The sequence below is a fragment of the Halotalea alkalilenta DSM 17697 genome (assembly GCF_000621205.1).
Classification (GTDB): Bacteria; Pseudomonadota; Gammaproteobacteria; order Pseudomonadales; family Halomonadaceae; genus Halotalea; species Halotalea alkalilenta.
This window is the reverse complement of record NZ_JHYY01000014.1, coordinates 156,140-178,121: the sequence shown is the minus strand read 5'-3', so window position 1 is coordinate 178,121 and position 21,982 is coordinate 156,140. Positions and strand designations below refer to the sequence as shown.

Genomic DNA, 21,982 nt, shown 5'->3' with positions numbered 1-21,982 from the left:
GTCACTGTGTCCCTTGTTCGATACCGGGCGAGAGCGCACTTTGGGGCAGGGCGATGAAGTGCTCATCGTCTATGTTTCAATGGGAACGGTATCATCGAAGGGCGGACGGAGGATCCTGATGCCGTGGGCCGCCGGTGCGTGGCGGCGAAAAGGTGATGACGGGCGGCTGCGATTTTCATCCAGCGGTCCGTCATCGATCTCAACTTTGCAACAGGGCCGCGCTCAGCTCGAGTGTGGGTCCGATAAGGTTTGCCATGACACCGAACAGCCGCGCTACGCCACTCGACGCACCGGACGCTGGATTTGATACTAAGGCGGCGCCCACCCACGCCCGTTTCTGGGTGGTGGGCATGCTGTTCGTCGCGGTGGGCATCAACTACATGGATCGGGTCAACCTGTCGATCGCCAGTACCGCGATCCAGGCCGACCTGGGCATCTCCGGCATGCAGCTGGGGTGGCTGATGTCCGCCTTTACCTGGGCCTACCTCTTCGCCCAGATTCCCGGCGGCTGGCTGCTCGACCGCTTCGGTACGCAGGGTTTCTATGCGCTGCTGATCCTGGTCTGGAGCGCTGCGACTTTCGCCATGGGCCTCGGCGCCTTGCCGATCATCGGCTCGGCTGCGGCGGTCTTTGGCCTGCTGCTGGTGTGCCGTCTGATACTAGGCCTCGCCCAGGCGCCTTCATTCCCGGCGAACGCCAAGATCGCCGCGATGTGGCTGCCTCATCACGAGCGCGCCCGTGGGATCGGTACCTATTCGATCGGCCAGTACGTCGTCATCGCGCTGATGACGCCGCTGCTGGGCTACCTGATGGGGATATTCGGCTGGTCCTCGGTGTTCTTCCTCACCGGCGGGCTGGGGCTGGTATTCGCGGTCTACTGGTGGCTGCGCTATCGCGATCCGCAGAACAGCCGGCATGCCAATCAGGCCGAGCTCGACTACATAAGCGATGCGAGCCGCTTCGGCCAGGCGGTCGTCGCGCAGGAGGGTAAGCACAAGGTCAGCTGGGCCGAAGTCCGCTTCGTCATGCGCCATCGTCGATTCTGGGCGATCTGCTTCACCCACTTCGCCGCCACCAGCATTCTCTATTTCTTCCTCACCTGGTTCATCATCTACCTGGAGCAGGGGCTGGGGCTCTCCACCGCTTCGGTGGGCGTGCTGGCCAGCTTCCCCTATCTGCTGGCCGCGGTCGGGGTGCTGTTCGGCGGGGTGCTGAGCGACATGCTGTTCAAGCGCCGGGTCAGCCTGGTCTGGTCGCGCAAGGTACCGATCGTGTCGGGGCTCGCGTTCTCCTCGCTGATCTTCCTGTGCAACTTCTTCGAGTCCTCGCCGACGGTGGTGGTGGTGATCCTGTCGCTGGCCTTCTTCGCCAACGCCTACTCCAACCTGGGCTGGACGGCGATGAGCGACATACTGCCGAAGAAGATGATCGGCACGGTCGGCGGGGTGTTCAACATCTGCGGCAACATGGCCGGTATCCTGACGCCGATCATGTTCGGTCTGTTCATCGATATGAACGGCAATTTCCATGGGGCGATGTACTACCTGAGCATCGTCGCCTTCGCCGGCGCCCTGTGCTTTCTGTTCCTGGTCGATAACCTGGATGAAATCGACCTGAGCGCGATGCCCGAACGCGGTTGAAGGTCGGCCTGGCGCGAGGGAAGTCATGCAGTGGATTTACCGACAGACTGCTGACAAAGTATTTGAAGATGCCACGATGGCTTGCAGCCGCCTCTGAGAGCGCGCTGGACGGCAATCGCTTGCACCGGGGTTTGCGACATGGATGTCGCAAAAGGCGCGCCCGGACAGGGACGTCCATGCGCGCCGACCCGAGTGCAATCGATTGATCGGTCAGGGTTTCGCGATCTCGTGGCGGCGCGTCCCCTTTCAGGGGGAGCGCGAGGGGACCGCCCCTCGCATCTAAGCGAGCAAGAGGCGCGTTAGGACCCAAACGGTTCTCGACTCGCCAGGATCGAGAGTGTCGCTGGGTCAAAAGGGGGTTATCATTAATCTGACGAAGACGAGCCCTGGCCTCCCGGCCAGGGCTCGTCTTCGTCTCAAAGCCGCTCCATGCCACCATGGAGCGGTGCGGGTTCAGCCGGTCTGGACCGTTGCCTTGGCGTCGTGCTTGGGCGCACGGCGGCGCTGCAGCGCTGCGACCAGTCCGACCAGCAGCAAGGCAGGCAGCCAGAGGATTTCCGCCGGCCAGCGCTCGGCCGGCGTCTCCACCGCGATGATCCGCTGGTCGAAGTCCAGGCTGGTCGCCTCGGCGGGGCTTGCGAAATCGATCATATCGACCACCGTCTCGCCATCCTGCTCGATCAGTTCGAGGCCGAGCGCTTCGCTCGGGGTCTGCCCCGGGGCGATCTCGGGCACCGACATCGAGATGAAGAGCTCGCGCTCACCGCCGCCGACCTGCGGCTCGGCCACCAGCAGGCGGAACTGGCTGCCCTCGGGCGCCTGCTCGAGCACCTGGTTGAGCTCGGTGGCGGGATGGCTCTGCCAGGGCGGTTGGATCCGGTCGAGCCAGAAGGTCGGCAGCAGGAAGGTCAGGGCCGCCACCGCCAGCAGCAGCTGCTCGTACCAGCGGCTGCGGACCAGGAACCAGCCCATCGCCGCGGAAGCGACCAGCAGCATGCCGATCGTCGCGGTGATGAAGGTGACGATCCCTTCGAACCAGGTGACATCTATCAACAGCAGGTTGGTGTTGAAGATGAACATGAACGGCCATACCACCGTACGCATCTCGTAGACGAACGCCTGGATCCCAGTGGTGATCGGGTTGTCCCGCGAGATCGCCGCCGCGGCATAGGCGGCGAGCCCCACCGGCGGGGTGGCATCGGCCATCAGGCCGAAGTAGAACACGAACATGTGCACCGCGATCAGCGGCACCACTAGGCCGTTCTGGATCCCCAGCTCGACCACCACCGGCGCCATCAGGGAAGAGACCACGATGTAGTTGGCGGTGGTCGGCAGCCCCAGGCCGAGCACCACGCAGAAGATCGCGATCAGTACCAGCATCAGCAGCAGGTTGCCCATCGCCAGGGCCTCGACCAGATCGGAGAGCACCAGCCCGACGCCGGTCTGCGAGATCGCACCGACCACGATACCGGCGGCGGCGGTGGCGATGCCGATGCCGATCATGTTGCGCGCGCCCTGGATCAGGCCCTGGATCAGATCCTCCACTCCCTCGCGCAGGCCGCCGTGGTCGACGTTGGCGAAGGCCTCGGTGCGCTTGCGCAGCGCGGTGAGCAGCGGACGCTGGGTGAGCAGGATCGCCAGCATCATCACCACCGCCCAGAACGCCGAGAGCCCGGGGGAGAGGCGTTCGACCATCAGGCACCAGACCAGCACCACCACCGGCAGCAGGAAGTGGAGTCCAGAGAGCAGCACCGCGCGGAAGTCGGGCAGCTCCTCGAGCGCGCGATCCGGATCGTCCGGCGGCAGCGGCGGCTGGCGCGAGGCGACGGTGAGCAGGGCCAGGTAGACCAGCGCCAGCGCGAAGGCGACGAACAGGCCCGCCCAGTCGCCGAGCAGCGGCTTAAGCCAGCCGAGCCCGTAGTAGACCGCCAGACCGATCCCCGAGAGCAGCGCCACAGCGAAGGCGAGCCCCATCATGCGACGCAGAAACGGTGACTGCTTGCGCCGCCGCAGCCCCTCGATGCCCAGCTTGCAGGCCTCCAGGTGGACCACGTAGAACAGCGCGATGTAGGAGACCACCGCCGGCAGGAAGGCATGGCGGATGACTTCGACGTAGGAAATGCCCACGTACTCGATCATCAGAAACGCCGCCGCCCCCATCACCGGTGGCATGATCTGGCCGTTGAGCGAGGAGGAGACCTCGATCGCACCGGCCTTGGTCGGTGTGTAGCCGACCTTCTTCATCATCGGGATGGTGAAGGTGCCAGTGGTGACCACGTTGGCGATCGACGAGCCCGAGACCATCCCGGTGAGCATCGAGGCGAACCGAGGCCTTGGCCGGGCCGCCGCGCAGGTGACCGAGCCGGGCGAAGGCGAGCTGGATGAAATAGTGACCGGCACCGGCGCGGTCGAGCAGTGCGCCGAACAGCACGAAGAGGAAGACGAAGCTGGTCGACACGCCCAGCGCGATGCCGAACACACCCTCGGTCGAGAGCCACTGGTGGTTGGCCAGCGCCTGCAGGCTGACGCCGCGATGGGCGAGTACACCGGGCATCCAAGGGCCGGCCAGCGAGTAGAGCAGGAAGATGCTGGCGATCACCGTGAGCGCAGGCCCCAGGGTGCGCCGGGTCGCTTCGAGCAGCAGCGGCAGGCCGACGCAGGCGACCACCAGGTCCAGGGTGATCGGGCTACCCGGGCGGGTCGCCAGCTGGTCGTAGAAGACGAAGATGTAGAGCGCACAGGCGCTGGCGGCGAGCGCCAGGGCGATGTCGATCAACGGCACCCGATCGCGCGGCGAGCGCTTGAATGCCGGATAGGCGAGGAAACCGAGCAGCAGGGCGAAACCGAGGTGGATCGAGCGGGCCTCGGTCGAGTTGAGCAGGCCGAAGCCGAACACGTAGGGAAGAGGCGAGGCGATCCAGATCTGAAACAGCGACCAACCTATCGCCAAGGCGGCGATCACCCACCCCAGTACGCCGATCGGCTTGCGCCCGCCAGCTTCTTCTTCGACGAGTTTTTGGGCTTCTTGTGGAACGTCGTTCATCACAGTCGTCCGGATAGGGTAGGGCAGTGCGGCGACGTCATGCCGGGCAGGACGCCACCAGATTCATCTCGCCCCCCATGGCGTTGCCACGAGGGGCGCAAGCGAGGCCGGAGAGGGCCGGACTCAGAGCCAGCCACGCTCCTGGTAGTAGCGGATCGCACCTTCATGCAGCGGCGCGCTGATCCCGCTCTCGATCATCTGCTCGGGCTGGAGCTCGGCGAACGCGGGGTGGAGGCGTTTGAAACGGTCGAGGTTGTCGAACACCGACTTGACCAGCAGGTAGACGGTGTCGGCATCGGTCTCTTCGGTGGTGACCAGCAGTGCGTTCACCCCGAAGCTCGGGATCGCTTCGTCGGCACCCGGATAGACGCCGCCGGGAATCTGCGCTTCGACGAAGTAGGGGCTCGACGCGAGCAGCTCGGCGACCGCCTCGCCCTCGACCGGGACGATGTGGGAGGGAACCACGCTCAGGCCCTCCTGGATCGCCCCGCTCGGGTGGCCCACCACATAGGTCATTACATCGAGGTTGTTGTCTGAGAGCGCCGAGGCCATCTCGGTCGGTGCGAGGGCGGCGGCGAGCGAGAAGCTCGAGGCGGTCCAGCCCATCGCCTGCATCACCTCACCGAAAGTGTCGCGGCTGCCGGAGCCGGGCACACCGATGTTGACGCGCTTGCCTTCGAGGTCGGCGAGGGTCTCGATATTGGCGTCGTTGCGCGCGACCAGGGTCAGCACTTCGGGGTGGAGGGCGAACACCGTGCGCAGATTGCTCATTTCGCCGTTGGCCTCGAACGGCGGCAGGCCATTGAGCGCCTTGTATTCATGATCGGCCTGGACGAAGCCGAAGTCGAATTCGCCGCCGCGCAGCTGCTGGATGTTATAGACGCTCGCCGCGGTGGAAGGGGCATTGCAGCGGATGCCCTGGTCGGCACCGACGCTGTTCATGAAGCGACAGATCGACTGACCTGCGACGTAGTAGACCCCGGTCTGGCCACCGGTGCCGATGGTGACGAAATTGTTCTGTGCCACTGCCTGAGTGGAGGCGAGGGCGGTGCCGACGAGCATCGCACAGAGAGTGCCTTGGATCAGCGGGCGACGGAAAGCGGGTGCGGTCATGATCTTCACCTTGTTCTTCGAATCGGCTCCGCGCATCCCGCCGCGAGGCGAGGACGAACGAAAGCATGCCTTGGGAACTGCTCGAAGCGAGCCGACCGAGCCACGGCATTCTGGGCGCGCGGGAACGCCCTGTCGTCGGGTCGGCGGACCGAATAGCTTGCCGACAAATTAGGCCAGTGACGATGATCTGGAAGGAGAAAGCGGGATTAATTAAGTAATGGTTAAGCGCCTGGGCGGGTCGCTTTCAGCGCATCCCCGGGATTGAACCGGATGCTCCAGGCACGCCTTCGCGGATCGCTCGCGAGAAGTCCTCGCTCGACCGGCCACCCTGGTCGGAATCGACCGCCCGCTGGTTGATCCGGCCGAGGCGCTTGAGCTCTTCGAACGTGTAGCCCGATGGCAGTCCGCCAAGATCGTAGATGTAGTCCGGCAGGTAGCCTGAGAGTATCAGCCTGATGTCCTTCGGCAGCCCCGGGACGATCCGCTTGACCATGTCGAACACCAGGGTGGTGCAGTTGGTGGTCAGGGTATTGTAGAAGCGCGGTGCGTCGCGCAGCTCTCGCGCCTCGTCGAGATAGGAGAGGAACAGCGCGCGGGCGTCGTCGCGAGGCAGCTCGACACGATAGAGATACACCTCCTCGCCGCGCACGTTGGAGCGGGTCCGGACGATGTCCCGCTCGTCGCTTGCGACCAGCGCCACCTCGAACTGCTTGAAGAAGCCGCCGAGGGTGGAGAACGTCTCGCCGCGCTCGCGGCGGATCTCCACCGAGAACACCAGCTGGCGGCCATCGGCGAAGCCGAAGCTGACCAGGGTGTGGGCGATCGCCGGGCCCATCCAGTAGGAGACCAGCAGGTCCACCGATTCGAGCTGGTCGAGGTCGTACTCGCGGGTCTCCCAGCGCTCGATGAAGTCCTCACGCGTGCGCCATTCGAAGTTGCGCACGTTATGCAGCGTCACCCGGCTGCCGTCGACCTCGGCATCGAGTATCCGCGCGACGTCCGGCGCCCAGTCGCGATGGTTGGATGGCTGGATGGTGCCCCACCAGATGCCCAGCAGTAGCGCCGCCAGCAGCCAGCCGAACAGGCCGCCGCGATGCCATCGACGCGGTACCCGCCAGAGCCCGAGCAGCGCCAGTACCGCGAGCAGCGTCCAGGCGCCGATCGTCACCCCTTTCAGCCAGTTCGGCGCAGGCAGCTGGAAACTTAGCGCCATCGCGCCCCACAGCGCACCGAGTATCACCACCAGCGAAAGCAGCGCGCGCCAGAGCGCGTTGAGCAACAGCCGCGGCAATGAGGGGTGTGGATTCATAAGGCCTCGAGCGAAAGCGGGCAGGTCAATCCCAGCGTTTGAAGATCAGCGAGGTATTGATCCCGCCGAAAGCGAAGTTGTTGCTCATCACGTACTCGCAGGCCAGTCGCCGCGGGCTGCCCACGATGTAGTCCAAGGGCGCGCAGTCGGGACCGGGCTGCGCGAGGTTGAGGGTAGGATGGAACGTCTCCTCGCGCATCATCTGGATCGCGACCATCGCCTCCAACGAGCCGCAGGCGCCCAGGGTGTGGCCGGTATAGCTCTTGAACGCGCTGATCGGCGTGCGCGAGCCCAGGACCTCCTGGGTCGCCAGGCTCTCGGCGGCGTCGCCGCGGTCGGTGGCGGTCCCGTGGGCACTGACGTAGCCGATGCTCGAGGGCACGAGCGCTGCGTCCTCGAGCGCGAGGCGAATCGCCTGCGCCATGGTCCCGGGGTTGGGCTGGGTGACGTGGACTCCGTCGCTGTTGGTGCCGAAACCGACCACCTCGGCGTAGATCCGCGCGCCGCGGCCGCGAGCATGCTCGAGTTCCTCGAGGATCAGCGTGCAGGCGCCTTCGCCGATCACCAGGCCGTCGCGGTCGCGGTCGAACGGGCGTGGAGAGAGCTCGGGGGCATCGTTGCGGGTGCTGGTGGCGAACAGGGTGTCGAACACCGCTGCCTCGGCGGCGGAGAGTTCCTCGCAGCCGCCGACGATCATCGCGGTCTGGCGGCCGTAGCGGATCGCCTCGAAGCCGTAGCCTATGCCCTGGCTCGCCGAGGTGCAGGCGCTCGAGGTGGTGTGGATGCGTCCGCGCACGCCGAGGAACACGCCGATGTTGACCGCTGAAGTGTGCGACATCATCCGCACGTAGGAGTTGGCGTTGAGACCCTCGACCGATTTGTTGATCAGCATGTTGCCGAAGTGGGCCACGGCGTCCGGTTCGCCGGTCGAGGCGCCGTAGGCGATGCCCATCCGGCCGCTGCCCACCAGCGGGTCATCGAGAAGGCCAGCATCCTCGAGCGCAAGCTCGCTGGCGCGAGTCGCCATCTGGGCGCTGCGCCCCATGCTGCGCAGCGCCTTGCGGGTGTAGTGCGAGGGCAGGGAAAAGTCCGCCACCGGTGCGCCGAGGCGCGTGCCGAGGCCCTGGTAGGCATCCCATTCGCTCATGTAGCGCACGCCGCTGCGGTTTTCGAACAGATGGCGGCGAATCGTTTCCCAGTCGCTGCCTACCGGGCTGAACCCCGCCATTCCCGTCACCACCACGCGTTTGAGCCGCATGCTAGTACATCCCTCCGTTGACCGAGATGACTTGGCGAGTCAGATAGCCCGAGTCGGCATGGCACAGGTAGCCGACCAGCGAGGCGACCTCCTCCGGCGTGCCTTGGCGGCGCATCGGCACGACCTGCAGCAGGGTATCGAGATCGAGCCCCTCGGTCATGCCGGTATCGATCAGCCCCGGTGCTACGCAGTTGACCGTGATCCGCCGTTTGGCGAGCTCCACCGCCAGCGCCTTGGCGGCACCGATCACTCCCGCCTTGGCGGCGCTGTAGTTGACTTGGCCGCGGTTGCCGATCACCCCCGACACCGAGGAGATCACTACGATCCGCCCTGGCGCGCGACGGCGGATCATCGGCATCACCGTCGGCTTGATCACGTTGTAGAAACCGCCGAGCCCGGTATCGATCACGCTGTCCCAGTCTTCGTCGCTGAGCGCCGGGAAGGCGCCGTCCGCGCTGATGCCGGCATTGCAGATCACCCCGTAGTAGGCGCCATGGCGCTCGATGTCGGCTTCCAGCGCGGCGCGGGCGGCGGCGCGATCGGTGACGTCGAAGGCCAACCGCCGTACCGCGCCTTCCGAGCCGTGGAGAAGCTCGCAGGTGGCATCGAGCGATGCCTCCTTGCGCGCATGGACCACCAGGTCGAAACCGTCGCGGGCCAATCTCGAGGCGATGGCCTGACCGATGCCCCGGCTGGCGCCGGTGACCAGGATGGTGCGACGGGTGCGTGCGGAAGGGGGCTCATGGGGTGTCATTGAGAATGCCCTCGATGCTCTCGAACGAGTCGGGTTGGAAAACGTTGACCCGTGCGGTGGCGAGTTCGCCGCCGTCGGCGTCGAGCAGGCGGCAGGCGAAGACGCCGAGGCCCTCGGCGGAGCGGTACTCGAGCCGGATGTCTACCACGATCGGGCGGTCGAAGGCGAACCATGGCGCCGTGCAGCGATACCGGCGGCTGCCGAGCAGCAGCCCCAGGTGAGGGGCACCGCCCGCCGCCCTGGCCTCGATGCCCGACCATGCGGCGATCGCCTGCGCCATCCATTCGATGCCGATCCAGCCGGGGATGCCCTCGTCGCGCGCGAACATGGCGCCACGGCGCGGGGTCAGCTCGGCAAGCAGCCCTTGGGCATCGGCCTCGAGTATGCGATCGAGCAGGCACATCTCCTGGGAGTGCGGCACATAGTCGCCGATCGGCTGGGGAAACTCAGGCGGCATCGCTACGTTCCATGATCAGGGAGATGTTGTTGCCGCCGAAGCCGAAGGAGTTGCTCATCACCCGACGCCCCTCGAAGGCTCCCCCCGCGGTCAGGTTCAGCGCAGGCAAACTGGGATCGATCTTGCCATCGAAGCGGTGTGGTGGCATTTGCGCATGGTGGAGCGAAAGCCAGCAGAACGCCGCCTCGAGCGCGCCGCAGGCGCCGAGCGTGTGGCCGGTAAGCGCTTTGGTCGAGCTGCAAGGGAGCTCTGAGCCGAAGACGCGCTGTACCGCGATGGCCTCCATCGCATCGTTTTGCAGGGTGGCGGTGCCGTGGAGATTGAGATAATCGATCTGCGCCGCTGAAAGCGAGGCCATCTCCAGGGCATCGCGCATCGCCTGCTCGGCGCCGCGACCGTCGGGACAGGGTGCCGAAATGTGATGGGCGTCGCTGCTTTCGCCGTAGCCGCTGAGCTGGACCCCCCCCGGCTCGGCGGTCACCAGGAACAGCGCCGCCGCCTCGCCGATGTTGATGCCTGCACGGTTCGCTGAGAATGGCAGGCAGGGATGATCGCTGATCACCTCGAGCGAGGCGAAACCATTCAGGGTCAGGCCGCAGAGGGTATCGACGCCACCGGCGATGACCGCATCATAGCCGCCGGAGGCGAGCAGGCGCCGCGCGCTGCTCAGCGCCTTGGCGCTGGAGGTGCAGGCGGTCGAGATGGTATAGCCCGGGCCGTCCAGGCCGAGATGGTCGAGGGCGAAGCGCGCAGCGGAGCCGAGCTCGAAGGTGGCGTAGCGGAAGTCGGGCGGCCAGGTGCCGTCGCGTCCGCGCTGCATGACCGCGCGCTCGCCCTCGGCGATGCTCGAGGTACTGGTGCCGATCACTACCGCGATGCGGGCTTTTGGCATTCGTTCGCGCAGCGCCTCGAGTTCTGGGTTCAAGCGCTCCAGCGCCATCGCCAGCAGCAGGTTGTTGCGGGTACGCAGGCCGATCGGCCAGTCATGCGCGCGGGGCAGCTCGCCTTCGACCCGGCCGACCGGCACGCGGCGCCCCGGTATGAGCGCGGCTTCCTCGACCAGCCCGGACCGGCCGGCGAACAAGCCATCGGCTACCTGGTCGAGCTGGTGGCCGAGTGGGCAGACGATCGCCGGGGGCGAAAGGCGGCACCGGCGCGATGAAGTGGCGGGCATGGCAATCCTGTCGGTGAGACCCAGCGCGTCGATCCCGCGATGGGATCAACGATGGTGAGTGCAGCTCGCGGCGAGGCTGTCCAGACGCCGGCGGCTGGCGCTGACCAGCGGATTGGCCTGATCCCAGGCATACCCCGCGAGCACTGCGCTGATCATGGTACGGATGCGCGCAGGCTGTCCTTCGCTGAAGATGATCCGTGGCAAACGGCCATCATACCAAGCTTCGACGAACTCCCTAAAGGTTGCCACGCCGCGGCGCAGCGGTAGTTCGAACTGCCGCTGCCAGTCGATCTCCTCCCCTTGCAATTGACGCTCGACCAAGGGGGCGGCAAGCACTGCCGAATGCAGCGCCACGGTGACGCCGGAGGAAAAGACCGGGTCGAGGAACTCCCCCGCGTTGCCGAGCAGCGCGTAGCCCGGGCCGTGCAGCCGGGAGACATCGGCCGAGTAGCCGCGCAGGCGCTGGATCTCGCGCACCGGCGCTGCGCGGGCCAGCAGCTCGGCCAAGCGTGGCTCCTCCCTGATGAGCATGAACAGTCGCTCGGCATCGTCGCCGGGCAGGGCGTCGATCTCCGCGGCCGAGCCCACCACGCCGAGCGAGGCGCGCCCGTCGCTGAACGGGATCAGCCAGAACCAGACGCCAGGACGCTCAGGGTGGATGCCGATCAGGATCTTTTCCCGATCGAAGCCGCTTTCGGGATCGATTCGGTCCTCGACATGGGTGAACAGCGCGCAGCGCTCATCGAGGCGTGAGGGACGATCGAGCTTGGCGAGACGAGCGAGCACGCGACCGTAGCCGCTGGCATCGAGCACGAAGCGCGCCTCGATGGCGCGCTCGACGCCATGCTCGTCGCGTACCTCGAGGCGTGGTCGCGCGGCATCCGCCTGGAAGTCGATGACCTCGGTGGCGAAGTCCACCTCCGCGCCCAGGGCGCGGGCGCCTTCGATCAGCCGCTGGTCGAAGTCCGCCCGTGGCACCTGGAAGGTGGTGCCGGGGCCCGGGCTGAACTTGTCGCGAAAGTCGATCGCGCGATAGCTGCCGCTCCAGCAGAAGGCGGCACCGTTCTTGCGCTGGTAGCCACCGGCTTCCACCGTCTCCAGCAGACCGCAATGCGCGAGGTAGGCCATGCACTGGGGCAGCAGGCTCTCGCCGATCGAGAAGCGCGGGAAGCGTGCGCGCTCGACCACCCGCACGCGGTGCCCTCTGCCGGCGAGCCATGCGGCGGCGGCGGCTCCCGCCGGGCCCGCACCGATGATCGCGATGTCGGTGGTCAATGTCTGCATGGCTTTCCGGTCCTCGAATCGGGGGTGGACGGGCACTGGGATCGACAGGGGCGGTGCTGACCGGGGACGCCGGCCGTCGGGCTAGGGCGCTTTCGTCCCCAAGGCGTCGCGCTGCCAGGCGAGCAGGCGCTCGACCAGCGCCGGCGGCGACGCCAGCTGCATCGCGCCGTCGCTGATCCGTACCGCGACCTGGTCGCTGCGCGCCCGGGTCAAGCGGCGACCGCTGTCGGCGTCGCGCAGCAGATAGTCGATCCGCAGGCGATGCTCCCATTCGCGCAGTCGCGCCTCGACCCGGATTCGCTGACGATAGCGCAGCGGCTGCACGTAGCGCAGCGACAGATCGATCACCGGCCAAGCGAAGCCCGAGGCCTCCATCTGCGGATAGTCGTAGCCGATGGTTGCCAGCAGCTCGCAGCGCGCCAGTTCGAGGTAGCGGACGTAGTGCCCGTGCCAGACCACCCCCATCGGATCGAGATCGTGGAAGGCGACGCTGAGCTCTATTTCAGCGCTGGGCAGCGTACGTTCGTCGATGGTCATCGGGCGTCCTCGCGCGGATCTGGAGCAGCCGTCTCGCGCCAGAAGGGAAAGAAGTTGTACCACTGCAACGGATCACGTCGCGCGCGTTCGCCGAGGTGGTCGGCATAGCGCTGCATCGCTTCCTTGATCCACGCCTCGCGGCGATGGCGCGCCAGTGCGCTGGTGTCGTCGAAGGGCTCGAAGTCGACCTGGAAGCTACGACCGCGCTTGACGCAGTCGAGGGTATGGATCGGGCAGCGCAGCAGCGTGGCGATGCGAAACGGCCCCTCCGAGAATGGCGCGGGCGAGCCGAGGAAGCTGACCTCCTGGCTGCGCCCGCCGCTGACCGCGAGCCGGTCGGCGGCGATCACCACGAACCCTCCGCTTTCGATGCAGCGCGCCATGCGCTGGGCATCGGCGGGCGTCAGTTCGCTGACCTCGAGGACGGGGGGCCTTGGATGGCGGGCGACCTGCGCGATCACGCGATTGAACTTGACCGCATTCTTGGTGTGCTGCAGTACCAGGATATCGAGCTTCGGCTGCTGCGACGCCAAGGCGTCGACCACCGAGAAATTGCCATGGTGGGAGACCAGCACCAGGCTGCCGCGCCCGGAGGCGATCGCGGCTTCGATGTTCGGGACCCCGTCGCCGGTCAATTCGTCGCGGGTGATCCGGCCGCTCCAGGCCAGCAGGCGATCCATCATCGAGTTGCCGAAGCTTGCGAAATGGCGATAGCTCTGCCAGCGCAGCTTCAAGGGGTGCCGGGCAAGGCTCGGATCGACGCGCAGCAGGAACTGCCGGGAGATGCGCCGGGCGTCGCGCTGGAAGCAGAAGTACCAAAGCATCACCGGGTGCAGCGCCGCGCTGAACGCCCAGGGGCCGAGGCCGCGCCGGATCGCGAGCATCATTCGCATGCCGGTGACCGAACCGCGCTCCGAGATCCGCGCCCAGTGCATGCTCATCCGTCGCGGCCCCAGCGTCGTTTCAGAAGCCTCGGCAAGCGGATCAACATGCCGAAGAACAGCCGAGTGTGCATCCAGGAGATGTGCAGGTTGTCCTTCAGCAGTGCGAAATGGCTGACCCCATCCTCGGGATAGTCGATCCGCACCGGCAGATTGACCACTTCGCCTCCGCCCCAGTACCAGCGCACCAGGATCTCGGTATCGAAGGACATGCGGTCGCCGCAGTCATGGCGCTCGAGCATGCGGTTGACCGCCGCCACCGGATAGAGCCGTAGCCCGCACATGGTGTCTCGAATCGCCATCGACAGGGTATTGATCCATACCCATACGTGGGTGGCGTAGCGGCCATAGAAGCGCACCCGCGGCACGCTGTGGTCGTAGATCGGATAGCCGGCCGCGAGCGCCCCGGGCCGGGCGCGCATGGAGGCGAGAAATGCCGCGACGTCGCCCGGGTGCTGCTGGCCATCGGCGTCCATCTGCAAGGCGTGGGTATAGCCGAGCCGCTCTGCCTCCTTGAGCCCCGCGCGCACCGCCGCGCCCTTGCCGCGGTTGCGCTCGAGACGCACCAGCCGGTGCCCGCCTGCGCTGGCGACGGCGTCGACGACCCGTGCCGAATCCTCGTCGCTGCCGTCGTCGACCAGCAGGATCGGCAGGCCAAGTGCGGCGAGGTGGCGACAGACCTTGGCGATCTTGGCTGGATGGTTGTAGAACGGGATCAGCGCGCAGACCCTGGGCTCAGCCATTGCGTTGCTCCTCTGGCGAAGTGAAGGCCAGTCGGCCGCTGCAGTGCCGGCCGAGGCGCGAGTCGATATGGAACTGCAGGCCATCGGCGCGCTGGCTCAGTTCGAGACGAAAGCGCATGCCGGGACGCAGCGGGCGCTGGAACTTGAGCTGTTCGAGGGCGGTGAAGCGCCCGAGCGGCCCGAAGCACTCCTCGCCCAGCGACGCGGCCCAGTCGACCAAGGCCACCCCCGGCACTATCGGGCACTCCTCGAAGTGCCCGCGCAGCTGCGCCAGGCGCTCGGGTACTTCGAGCGTGATCGTGCAGCGCTGCGCCGCCTGGGCATCGCAACCCAGCCAGCGCGGGCGGTGGTGGTCGTCCAGATCGGCGAACAGCCGTGCGATCGAACCCTGGTCGAGCTTGCCCTGGAGGTTGAGCGGCAGGCGCTCGACGAAACGCCAGTAGCGCGGAATCGCCACCGCTTCGATACCCTGGCCGAGCAGCCGCTGGCGCAGTTGGGAGATCAGCGCGCGCCGCTCGCAGCGCCGGTGGGGAAGGTGCGCTTCACCAAGCACGATGATCGCCCCGAGCCGCCCGTCCGCGTTGCCGACCGGCACGCAGCGGGCGTCGAGCACGCGCTGATCGCCGCGCAGGCAGGCATCGAGCGCATCCAGCGATACCCGCTTGCCGGCGACCTTGAGAATCCGGTCGCGCCGTTTGAGCAGCTGGAAACCGCCTGGCTGCGAGCGCACTTCGTCAGGCTGTTCCCACCATCCGGTGGGATCGCTGAGAAACGGCGAGCGCAGCAGCAGGTGCGCCCCCTCCAGGCGCCACTCCACGCCCTCGAAAGGTCGCCAGATCGGGTCCTCGAGCGGGCGTCGGCTGGCGATCACGCCGGTTTCGCTGCTGCCGTAGAGATCGACCATCTCGGCATCCAGAAGCTGTGCTGCGCTGCGCGCGGCCTCGGTGGTCAAAGGGGCCCCTGCGCTGATCAGCCGACGCCTGCCACCGCGCGGCCAGTCGGACCACGACGGCAGACGCGAGAGCTGCGACGGCGAACTCACTACCAGCGCCGCCAGCGAGGTATCGGTCAGCTGGCCGAGACGCATCGCCAGTACCTCCGGATAGCGGCTGGTGCCGCCGCTGAACGGCGCGCCGAGGCAAAGCGGCAGCAGGATGCCGAAGGTCAGGCCGAAGAGGTGCTGGTGGCTGACCTGTGAGATCACCGCCCAGCGCTGGTCGCCGAGCCATGCCGCGAGCGTTTGGAGTTCTGCGTCGAGCTGATCGAAGCGCTTGGGCAGCCACTCGGGCGCGCTGGTCGAGCCCGAGGTGTGGATCTCCACTGCGATGCTAGATGGCGAAAGCGCCATGGCCGGCGCCGCGGTGGCGGTGACTCCGGCAGGCGGCGTCCGCGGCAGCGCGCCATCGAGCGCGCCGTGCAGCCGTCCCAGGGTGGCCTCGCTCGAATCGCCGGGCAGCACCGCGATCCGGCCGCTCTCCCACAGGGCGAGCAGGGCGGCGGTGAATTCTAGCGGGTCCGGCTGGTGCAGCAGCCAGCGCCCGCCCGGGCGGCCGTCGAGCCAGGCGCGCCAAGCCGCGCTGCGCCGCAGCAGCTCGGCGTGGCCTACCCAGTGTTCAGCGGCAAGCTCGGCGGGGGAGGGCGCGATGCGACGCCAAGGGAGATCGCTCAGGCGGACGAACATTGGGGATCGGCTCTTTGCACGCGGCGCCGGACCAGCCATTCGACGCTGAACATCAGTGCGATCAGCAAGTAGCTGATCACACCGTTGTAGAGTGCCCAAAGGACGGGATCGCCCTTGAGCACGGTGAAGCCGGCGATCGCGCCGTTGATCGCGAAGAACAGGCACCAGGCCTGGGTCACCCGCCGGGTGTAGGCGATCGCCCGCGGTGACAGCTGCGGCTCGCGCAGTCGGGCCAGCCGCTCGACCAGCGGAGGGCCATGCAGCAGGCTGGCGCCGAAGGTGTAGAGCATCGCCAGATTGACCAGCACCGGATAGCCGTGCACGCCGAGTCGCGTGGAGCCGAAAACGCCGAGCGACAGCAGCGCGGCGATCGCCAGCAGCGCGGGCAGGCGTGGCAGCCGCCAGAGCAGCAGCAGAGCGCCGCCGGCCAGCAGCAGAGCGCCGTCGACGTGCTGCTGGAGCCAATGAACGAGGAGCGGCCAACCGAGCGCCAGCGCGGTGCCGATCGATGCCAGGATCATGCGTGGTTGCATCAGCGTTGGTTGATCTGTCCGAGAGCAGTGACGATATCACCGACCGTACGCACTGCCTTGAAGTCGGCTGGATCGATGCGCTTGCCGGTGTACTTCTTCAATTCGACGATCAGATCGACGGCGTCGATGCTGTCGATGTCCAGGTCTTCGTAGAGCCGCGCTTCGAGGGTGACGTCCGCGGCCTCGAGGTCGAAGAGCTCGACCAGCTTGCTGCGCACCAGTGCCAAGGCGTCGTTGGCGGCGGTGGGGAGTTCAGTCGACATGGCGTTCGCTCACCAATGCGGCCAGAGCGTCGATGCTGGCGAAGTGGCGTTGGATGTCGTCCTGCTCCGCATCGAGACGTATACCGTAGCGCTTTTGCAGCGCGAGACCGAGCTCGAGCGCGTCGATCGAGTCGAGTCCCAGTCCGTCGACGAACAGCGGTGCGGCATCGTCGATGTCCTCCGGGGTGATGTCCTCGAGCTCGAGCGTGTCGATGATCAGACGCTTGAGTTCGAGGGACAGGTTAGGCGTATGCGTCATACCTTAGCCTTTCCAATTCATTGTTGAAGTGCTCGTTCAGCTGGGCGGTCAGCGCGCGGGCCGCCAAGCCTGAGGGGAGGGTAGGAGCGCATATTACAGGCAAGTCGGACGACACGCTAAGTCGAAGCCGAACCCGGCGTGCGGGGATGCGATACCAGGGTTCGTGCTTGCCGAGGGTAGGCGGCTGGCAGTCGATGACCACTGGGGTGATCGCAGTGTTGGTACGCAGCGCGATGTTCGCTCCGCCGCGCCGCAGACGGATCGCGCCGCCCGGCGGCGTGCGGGTGCCTTCGGGAAAGATCACCAGCGACTGTCCGGCGCGCAGGCTGGCCGCGGCCGAGTCGATCACTTCCTCGGGCGAGGCGTTGCTGATGTAGCCGGCCAGGCGGATCGGGCCTCGCGTCACCGGGTTGCGCGCCAGTGCGCCCTTGACGATGCAGGTCGCATCATCGACATGGGCGATCAGGAAAATGGTGTCGATCAGGGTCGGATGATTGGCGATCACCAGCAGGCCAGGACGGCGCAGGCGCTCGAGGTGGTCGATCTGGTAGTCGATCACGCCCAGCGCCTTCATCAGTGCGATGAAGCCGGCGAAGCTGCGCTGGATCAGCCGCCTGCCGAGGCGCTGCCGCCGCTCGCGGTCGCGCACCGTGAGCCGGATCAGCGGCGCGATCACCAGGCCGATGAGTACGCCGCCGAGCCCGAAGACCGAGAACGAGAGCGCGGTGCCGACACCGCGCCAGGCTCGATCCAGGGCGGGCCTCATGCCGAAGGGCTCCAGTGCCAGCGGCGCTGGGCGGTGACCTGGTCTTCGCGGCCGAGCATGAAGCGCAGAAGCTCGACGGGAGAGGCCTCGAGCGGTGTCGAGGTGGGAGACGAGCTCAGCGCTCGCCCTCGATCGAGCGTCAGCCGCATCGCCACCGCGCAGGCGGCGATGGGGCCAGGGATGAGCTCATGGTGCAGCGGGGTCAGGCGGCTGTCGCAGAACACCGCACCGACGACGCGATGGCCTTCGCTCAGATAGCCCAATGCATCGATGAACAGCGCGTCGATCTCCTGGCCGCTGGCGGCGATCGCCTGGATCGGGCCACGGTGGCCGAGGGCGATCGAATAGACGCCGAGGACGGCGTTGTGCACCGACATCGAGAACTGGGCCGGCGATGCCGGCATCTGCTTCGCCAGCTCCTGAATGATGTTCAGCGTCAGGCTGGAGGCGCCGTGGCGCGAGGCAAAGATCAGCGGCGCAGCGATCGGCAGTTCGAGCTCGGCGAGCGCCTGGCAGGCAGCGCGACCGGTCGCGTCGAGCCGTCGACGCAGCATCGCAGGCAGCGCCGGCGCATCGGGCTTAGCGGCGATGCTCAGGCGAGGATCGGCGCCGAGTCCAAGCTCTTCTTCGATCCATCCGCGCCAGTCTTCGACACGCAGGACGGGCGGCGTCGGTTCGCTGCTCGCGTCATTAGCTCGGGTCATCGATCTTCTCCTTCGCACCCGCCGCGTCCAGCGGGGTGATGTTCAGCACGTAGCCGGCCTCGCGGTCGTCGAGCCTGACCTGATCATCGTCGCCGCGCGTGCCGGCGAACCCATAGTCGACCCGCGCGATCAGCCTGCTCCCAAGGTAAATGTCCCGCCGTCCGCCGTGGTGCGCGCGACCGGTCTCGACCAGCCGCCAGCGGCTGCCTTCGAAGCCGCGCGTGAGCGCTTCGCTCGGCCACAGTCCCCATTCGAGCCGCTGTGCCAGCCAGGCGGCCGGGAAAGGCGGCGGCGCCAGGGTATCTTCGAAGCGCGCGCCTCGATCATCGTGGATCAAGGTCATCAAGCGCTGTCCGGAGGGGCTGGTCACCGCCACCCTGAGTCCTTCCGGGGCGAGCCGGATCACCGCGATCAGCCGCTCCGGTGGGTGTTGTGCGTCGCCGCGCTCGAAGCTGAGCAGGCGTACCAGAGTGCGCGGTGCGTCGGGATGGGAGAGCGACGGTGACGGGGCGAGCTGAGGCGTGGCGCAGCCGCCGAGCAGCAATGCCAGCAGCAGCGCCACCGGCAGGGACGGCATCAAGCGTGATCGCGTGGGCATCGTCGTTCTCCTAGCTACGAAAATCCAGCGGGGGTGGATCGCGGCGCTGCACCAGCGGTACCAGCAGCCAGACCCCCAACAGGCCGAGCAGCGCGGTGAGGCCGATCGCATGCAGCACCGGCACGGCGCTGAAGGCGAGCAGGCCGAAGGCGAGCAGGTTGGCCAGCGCCGAGAGCGTCACCGCCAGCCAGACATGGGCGGAGCTCGGGTGCTCGGCGGTGAAGATGCCCGCATCCATGCCGAGGCCCAGCACCAGCAGCAGCGCGAGCAGGTGGAACAGGTTGAGGCTGACGCCGAACGCCGCATAGATCCCGAGAACCAGCAGTACCGCGCCGAGCGGTGGCGCCACCACTCGCCAGGCGCTGGCGCGATAGCGCAGCGCCATCAGCGCGAGGATCGCGGCGAAGGCCAGGCTCACCCAGGTGCCGATCTCCACGCGCAGCCGGCCGAGGGCGGCGCTGATCTCCTCGACCCGATCGACGAAGGTCAGGCCGGGCTGGCTGGCCGCCAGCGCCTCGACGCTCGCGCGGGCCTGGGCGTCGAAGGCGCCTTCCAGCGGGATCATGCCGGCGACCCTCGGGCCCTCGCCTTCGAGGCTTTCGAGCCACAGGCGTCGATCGGCAGTGCCCAACGGGCTCGCGAGCCAGGCATCGAGTTCAAGATAGGGAGGATCGTCGAGGCTCTCCAGCGCGCGTGGCACCAGCGACTCGGGCAGCCCGGTGTCGCGATAGAGCGCGCCCAGTTCTGCGGTATAGAGCGCGCGCACCAGCGCCAGGTCGCGGTCCTGGCGGGCATGGCTCGGCACGCGCGCGGCGAGACCGTCGAAGTCGCCAAGGTGCTGCGCGTCGACCAGCGCTTGCAGGGATGGCGTGATCGACTCGACCCGTTCGAGCCACGCCTCGACGTTCGGCGCTTCCACCAGCAGGTAGCGCGTACCGGGATCGCGCTCGAGCAGCCGCTGGGCTTCCCGTTCGTCGTCGAGCAGCGCGGCCGGCGAGGTGTTGAGCAGGCGCAGGCTGTCGTTGGCGCTCGAGTACAGCAGCGCAAGCAGGGCCAGCAGCGCTGCCGCACAGGCGAGTAGCAGCGGCGGCAGTCTCCCGCGCAGCCGGGCCTGGAGTCGCCAGCACAGCCGTGCCGCCCGCTCGACCCCGTGGGTGGGAGGAGCGGGTAACAGCGGCAGCCAGAGCAGCGTGGTCGCCCAGGCGGCGGCGAGCCCGAGCATCACGAACACCGCCATCTGGCGCAGGCCCGGCAGCGGGGTCAGCACCTGCGCTGCGTAGGCGAGCAGCGAGCAGACCAGGCCGAGGGTCAGGCCCGGCGCGACGTCGCCGAGCACGAAGCGCTTGCCCTGCGCTGCGCGCAGGCATTGAAGGTGGATGGCATAGTCGACCGCGATGCCGATCAGGCTGGTGCCGAACGCCAGGGTCATCAGGTTGATCCGACCGAAGCCCCAGGCGGTCAGCGAAAAGGCGAACAGTATCGCCATGGCGAGCGGCAGCAGCAGGGTGGCGAGCGTCTTCAGCGAGCGGAATACCAGCAGCAGCAGCGCGATCAGCGAGACCAGCTCGATCGTGCCGATCAGTCCGGTCTCGGTGCGCGCCTGGGCTGCGCCCGCGGCAGCGTGGAAGATCATCCCCGAGCGAACCAGCCGCGCCTGCGGATGAGCCGCGGAGAAGCTCGCCAGTGCCGATTCGAGGCCGTCCTGGGTCGACTGGGCATAGGGAGCGCCTGCCAGCTGGCCGATCACCAGCCCCAAGCGGCGCTCGCCATCGGTGATCTCGAGACGCCCGTCGTCGCTGCCGACGCCCTGTGGTGCGATCCGCGCGATATGGCGATCGAGCAGGCCGAAGGGATCGCGCAGCGGATGATGATCGAGGCCGAACGGCATCAAGAGCTGGCCGCGGGCCTCTTCGCGCAGCCCCTCGGTATCGCCGGTCTCGATCCGAGCCGCAAGCTCAGGGTCCAGCAGCCGGTAGCGGCTCGGGCCGAGCAGCGCCAGCGGGTCGCCTTGGATGAAGTCGTCCCGGCGCCACTGCACGCTGGATACGGCGTCGCTTCGTTCCAGGGTATCGACCAGCGCACGGCTTACCTCGGCAAGCTCCGGCGCCTCGATGAGCAGCAGGAAGTGATCGTTGAACGCCTCGCCGAGCTGGCGGTCGGCGTGCTGGACCAGCGCGCTCTCCCCGCTCTGCGGCAGCAGCGCGGTGATGTCGGTGTCGAAACGCGCGCCCTGGCGCAGGAAGGCGTCCGCGCCGAGCGCGCAGGCCAGCAGTAGCAGCAGTGCCCAGAGCCAGGCGCCGACGCGCAGCATGCGCCTGCTCATTCGTAAGCGTCGGGGGTCAGCTCGATGGTCTGGCGATCACCCTGGCCGAGCCACAGCCCGAGCTTGGTGATCCGAGCGCCGCCTTGGAGCTCGGCATGCTCCAGATGCTGGCGCAGCTGCTCGTCGCGCGGGATCAGCGTTGCGCGCCACGACTGCGTGGTGCCTTCGAGGGTGATGGTGAAGCGGGATTCGAGAGCGGCGAAGTCGCCATCGAGAAGGCTAAGGATCAGCCGGGAGACCTCGGCGGGAAGCCCCTCGAGCGGGCGGCCGTCGCGCTCCACCCCTTCGCTTGAGATGCTCAGCGTCTCGACCACCGGGCGCTCGAGGCGCCAGGTCATCCGCTCGCCGCGCTGATACTCGTAGCGGCCTTCGCTCTCGAGGGTGGTGTCCAGGTCGGCGAGGTAGCGCCGCTGGATGAAGCGGCCGCTGTTGGGTTCGTCATCGGCAAGCGCTTGCGCCAGCGTCGCGGTATCCACGGAGGCGTTGGCCAGGGCGTTGAAGGCCGGCAGGGCCAGCAGCACGGCGAACAGCAGGCGAAGGATCAACGGCGGGAGCTCCTCAATGATGGGCGCGCAGCGCGAAAGCGTCAGGCGGCAAAGCCA

21 protein-coding genes and 1 pseudogene are annotated in these 21,982 nt (G+C 67.3%); 1 reads left to right on the top strand and 21 read right to left on the bottom strand.

Annotation, left to right across the window (positions count from 1 at the left end):
- The first annotated feature begins 254 nt into the window (after nt 1-254).
- Nucleotides 255-1,640 carry an MFS transporter gene (locus Q376_RS0101895; protein ID WP_081803340.1) on the top strand — a complete coding sequence of 462 codons (1,386 nt, stop codon included), beginning with the start codon at nt 255-257 and terminating at the stop codon, nt 1,638-1,640.
- Nucleotides 1,641-2,093: 453 nt separating this feature from the next.
- On the opposite strand, the gene Q376_RS21090 is transcribed toward Q376_RS0101895, so the two are convergent.
- The 21 genes and pseudogenes from Q376_RS21090 to Q376_RS0101795 form a co-directional block, all read right to left on the bottom strand.
- Nucleotides 2,094-3,944: a TRAP transporter permease gene (locus Q376_RS21090; RefSeq protein ID WP_342665948.1), complete on the bottom strand. Its 1,851-nt coding sequence runs from the start codon at nt 3,942-3,944 to the stop codon at nt 2,094-2,096.
- 81 nt (nt 3,945-4,025) lie between these two features.
- Nucleotides 4,026-4,683, bottom strand: a pseudogene (locus Q376_RS25585) (C4-dicarboxylate ABC transporter); the annotation flags it as partial.
- 123 nt (nt 4,684-4,806) lie between these two features.
- On the bottom strand, nt 4,807-5,796 hold the full coding sequence (locus tag Q376_RS0101885; protein WP_155834103.1) for a TAXI family TRAP transporter solute-binding subunit: 990 nt from the start codon (nt 5,794-5,796) through the stop codon (nt 4,807-4,809).
- Between the two features lie 244 nt (nt 5,797-6,040).
- On the bottom strand, nt 6,041-7,105 hold the full coding sequence (locus tag Q376_RS0101880; protein WP_043445721.1) for an Lnb N-terminal periplasmic domain-containing protein: 1,065 nt from the start codon (nt 7,103-7,105) through the stop codon (nt 6,041-6,043).
- Nucleotides 7,106-7,130: 25 nt separating this feature from the next.
- Nucleotides 7,131-8,363, bottom strand: a complete 1,233-nt coding sequence (locus tag Q376_RS0101875; protein WP_027348858.1) for a beta-ketoacyl-ACP synthase — start codon at nt 8,361-8,363, stop codon at nt 7,131-7,133.
- 1 nt (nt 8,364) lies between these two features.
- A complete protein-coding gene (gene fabG / locus Q376_RS0101870; protein ID WP_052364855.1) occupies nt 8,365-9,117 on the bottom strand; it encodes a 3-oxoacyl-ACP reductase FabG in 753 nt (250 codons plus the stop codon).
- Complete coding sequence (locus tag Q376_RS0101865) at nt 9,104-9,574, bottom strand: hotdog family protein (protein WP_027348856.1); 471 nt, start codon at nt 9,572-9,574, stop codon at nt 9,104-9,106. The genes fabG and Q376_RS0101865 overlap by 14 nt, the downstream gene beginning before the upstream one ends.
- On the bottom strand, nt 9,564-10,748 hold the full coding sequence (locus Q376_RS0101860) for a beta-ketoacyl-[acyl-carrier-protein] synthase family protein (protein ID WP_027348855.1): 1,185 nt from the start codon (nt 10,746-10,748) through the stop codon (nt 9,564-9,566). Before Q376_RS0101860 ends, Q376_RS0101865 begins: the two co-directional genes overlap by 11 nt.
- Nucleotides 10,749-10,793: 45 nt before the next feature.
- Entirely contained in the window at nt 10,794-12,032 is a 1,239-nt protein-coding gene (locus Q376_RS0101855) for an NAD(P)/FAD-dependent oxidoreductase (RefSeq protein WP_027348854.1), read from the bottom strand.
- An 81-nt stretch (nt 12,033-12,113) separates the two neighbouring features.
- Nucleotides 12,114-12,569: an acyl-CoA thioesterase gene (locus Q376_RS0101850; protein WP_027348853.1), complete on the bottom strand. Its 456-nt coding sequence runs from the start codon at nt 12,567-12,569 to the stop codon at nt 12,114-12,116.
- Nucleotides 12,566-13,510 carry a lysophospholipid acyltransferase family protein gene (locus tag Q376_RS21085; protein WP_043445718.1) on the bottom strand — a complete coding sequence of 315 codons (945 nt, stop codon included), beginning with the start codon at nt 13,508-13,510 and terminating at the stop codon, nt 12,566-12,568. Before Q376_RS21085 ends, Q376_RS0101850 begins: the two co-directional genes overlap by 4 nt.
- Nucleotides 13,507-14,253 carry a glycosyltransferase family 2 protein gene (locus Q376_RS0101840; protein WP_027348852.1) on the bottom strand — a complete coding sequence of 249 codons (747 nt, stop codon included), beginning with the start codon at nt 14,251-14,253 and terminating at the stop codon, nt 13,507-13,509. The genes Q376_RS21085 and Q376_RS0101840 overlap by 4 nt, the downstream gene beginning before the upstream one ends.
- On the bottom strand, nt 14,246-15,934 hold the full coding sequence (locus tag Q376_RS0101835) for an ApeI family dehydratase (protein WP_027348851.1): 1,689 nt from the start codon (nt 15,932-15,934) through the stop codon (nt 14,246-14,248). The genes Q376_RS0101840 and Q376_RS0101835 overlap by 8 nt, the downstream gene beginning before the upstream one ends.
- Entirely contained in the window at nt 15,919-16,467 is a 549-nt protein-coding gene (locus Q376_RS0101830) for a COG4648 family protein (RefSeq protein WP_245598884.1), read from the bottom strand. Before Q376_RS0101830 ends, Q376_RS0101835 begins: the two co-directional genes overlap by 16 nt.
- Nucleotides 16,467-16,730, bottom strand: coding sequence for an acyl carrier protein (locus Q376_RS0101825; protein WP_052364854.1), 264 nt, complete (start codon nt 16,728-16,730; stop codon nt 16,467-16,469). Before Q376_RS0101825 ends, Q376_RS0101830 begins: the two co-directional genes overlap by 1 nt.
- Nucleotides 16,720-16,989 (bottom strand): phosphopantetheine-binding protein, encoded by a 270-nt coding sequence (locus tag Q376_RS0101820; RefSeq protein ID WP_027348848.1) that lies wholly within the window; start codon nt 16,987-16,989, stop codon nt 16,720-16,722. Before Q376_RS0101820 ends, Q376_RS0101825 begins: the two co-directional genes overlap by 11 nt.
- Nucleotides 16,973-17,755 (bottom strand): lysophospholipid acyltransferase family protein, encoded by a 783-nt coding sequence (locus tag Q376_RS0101815; RefSeq protein WP_027348847.1) that lies wholly within the window; start codon nt 17,753-17,755, stop codon nt 16,973-16,975. The genes Q376_RS0101820 and Q376_RS0101815 overlap by 17 nt, the downstream gene beginning before the upstream one ends.
- Nucleotides 17,752-18,459, bottom strand: coding sequence for a beta-ketoacyl synthase chain length factor (locus Q376_RS23865; protein WP_052364853.1), 708 nt, complete (start codon nt 18,457-18,459; stop codon nt 17,752-17,754). Before Q376_RS23865 ends, Q376_RS0101815 begins: the two co-directional genes overlap by 4 nt.
- Entirely contained in the window at nt 18,446-19,057 is a 612-nt protein-coding gene (locus tag Q376_RS21075) for a DUF3261 domain-containing protein (RefSeq protein WP_245598883.1), read from the bottom strand. Before Q376_RS21075 ends, Q376_RS23865 begins: the two co-directional genes overlap by 14 nt.
- A gap of 10 nt (nt 19,058-19,067) precedes the next feature.
- A complete protein-coding gene (locus tag Q376_RS21070) occupies nt 19,068-21,380 on the bottom strand; it encodes an MMPL family transporter (protein WP_155834101.1) in 2,313 nt (770 codons plus the stop codon).
- The gene (locus tag Q376_RS0101795) at nt 21,377-21,925 is read right to left on the bottom strand and encodes a LolA family protein (protein ID WP_027348846.1); all 549 of its coding nucleotides are present in this window, start codon (nt 21,923-21,925) and stop codon (nt 21,377-21,379) included. Before Q376_RS0101795 ends, Q376_RS21070 begins: the two co-directional genes overlap by 4 nt.
- Between the last annotated feature and the right edge of the window lie 57 nt (nt 21,926-21,982).

Coding starts and splice junctions, on each gene's coding strand:
- Q376_RS0101895 (WP_081803340.1), top strand. CDS start 255: ATGACACCGAACAGCCGCGCTACGCCACTCGACGCACCGGACGCTGGA.
- Q376_RS21090 (WP_342665948.1), bottom strand. CDS start 3,944: ATGGTCTCGGGCTCGTCGATCGCCAACGTGGTCACCACTGGCACCTTC.
- Q376_RS0101885 (WP_155834103.1), bottom strand. CDS start 5,796: ATGACCGCACCCGCTTTCCGTCGCCCGCTGATCCAAGGCACTCTCTGT.
- Q376_RS0101880 (WP_043445721.1), bottom strand. CDS start 7,105: ATGAATCCACACCCCTCATTGCCGCGGCTGTTGCTCAACGCGCTCTGG.
- Q376_RS0101875 (WP_027348858.1), bottom strand. CDS start 8,363: ATGCGGCTCAAACGCGTGGTGGTGACGGGAATGGCGGGGTTCAGCCCG.
- fabG (WP_052364855.1), bottom strand. CDS start 9,117: ATGACACCCCATGAGCCCCCTTCCGCACGCACCCGTCGCACCATCCTG.
- Q376_RS0101865 (WP_027348856.1), bottom strand. CDS start 9,574: ATGCCGCCTGAGTTTCCCCAGCCGATCGGCGACTATGTGCCGCACTCC.
- Q376_RS0101860 (WP_027348855.1), bottom strand. CDS start 10,748: ATGCCCGCCACTTCATCGCGCCGGTGCCGCCTTTCGCCCCCGGCGATC.
- Q376_RS0101855 (WP_027348854.1), bottom strand. CDS start 12,032: ATGCAGACATTGACCACCGACATCGCGATCATCGGTGCGGGCCCGGCG.
- Q376_RS0101850 (WP_027348853.1), bottom strand. CDS start 12,569: ATGACCATCGACGAACGTACGCTGCCCAGCGCTGAAATAGAGCTCAGC.
- Q376_RS21085 (WP_043445718.1), bottom strand. CDS start 13,510: ATGAGCATGCACTGGGCGCGGATCTCGGAGCGCGGTTCGGTCACCGGC.
- Q376_RS0101840 (WP_027348852.1), bottom strand. CDS start 14,253: ATGGCTGAGCCCAGGGTCTGCGCGCTGATCCCGTTCTACAACCATCCA.
- Q376_RS0101835 (WP_027348851.1), bottom strand. CDS start 15,934: ATGTTCGTCCGCCTGAGCGATCTCCCTTGGCGTCGCATCGCGCCCTCC.
- Q376_RS0101830 (WP_245598884.1), bottom strand. CDS start 16,467: ATGCAACCACGCATGATCCTGGCATCGATCGGCACCGCGCTGGCGCTC.
- Q376_RS0101825 (WP_052364854.1), bottom strand. CDS start 16,730: ATGTCGACTGAACTCCCCACCGCCGCCAACGACGCCTTGGCACTGGTG.
- Q376_RS0101820 (WP_027348848.1), bottom strand. CDS start 16,989: ATGACGCATACGCCTAACCTGTCCCTCGAACTCAAGCGTCTGATCATC.
- Q376_RS0101815 (WP_027348847.1), bottom strand. CDS start 17,755: ATGAGGCCCGCCCTGGATCGAGCCTGGCGCGGTGTCGGCACCGCGCTC.
- Q376_RS23865 (WP_052364853.1), bottom strand. CDS start 18,459: ATGACCCGAGCTAATGACGCGAGCAGCGAACCGACGCCGCCCGTCCTG.
- Q376_RS21075 (WP_245598883.1), bottom strand. CDS start 19,057: ATGCCCACGCGATCACGCTTGATGCCGTCCCTGCCGGTGGCGCTGCTG.
- Q376_RS21070 (WP_155834101.1), bottom strand. CDS start 21,380: ATGAGCAGGCGCATGCTGCGCGTCGGCGCCTGGCTCTGGGCACTGCTG.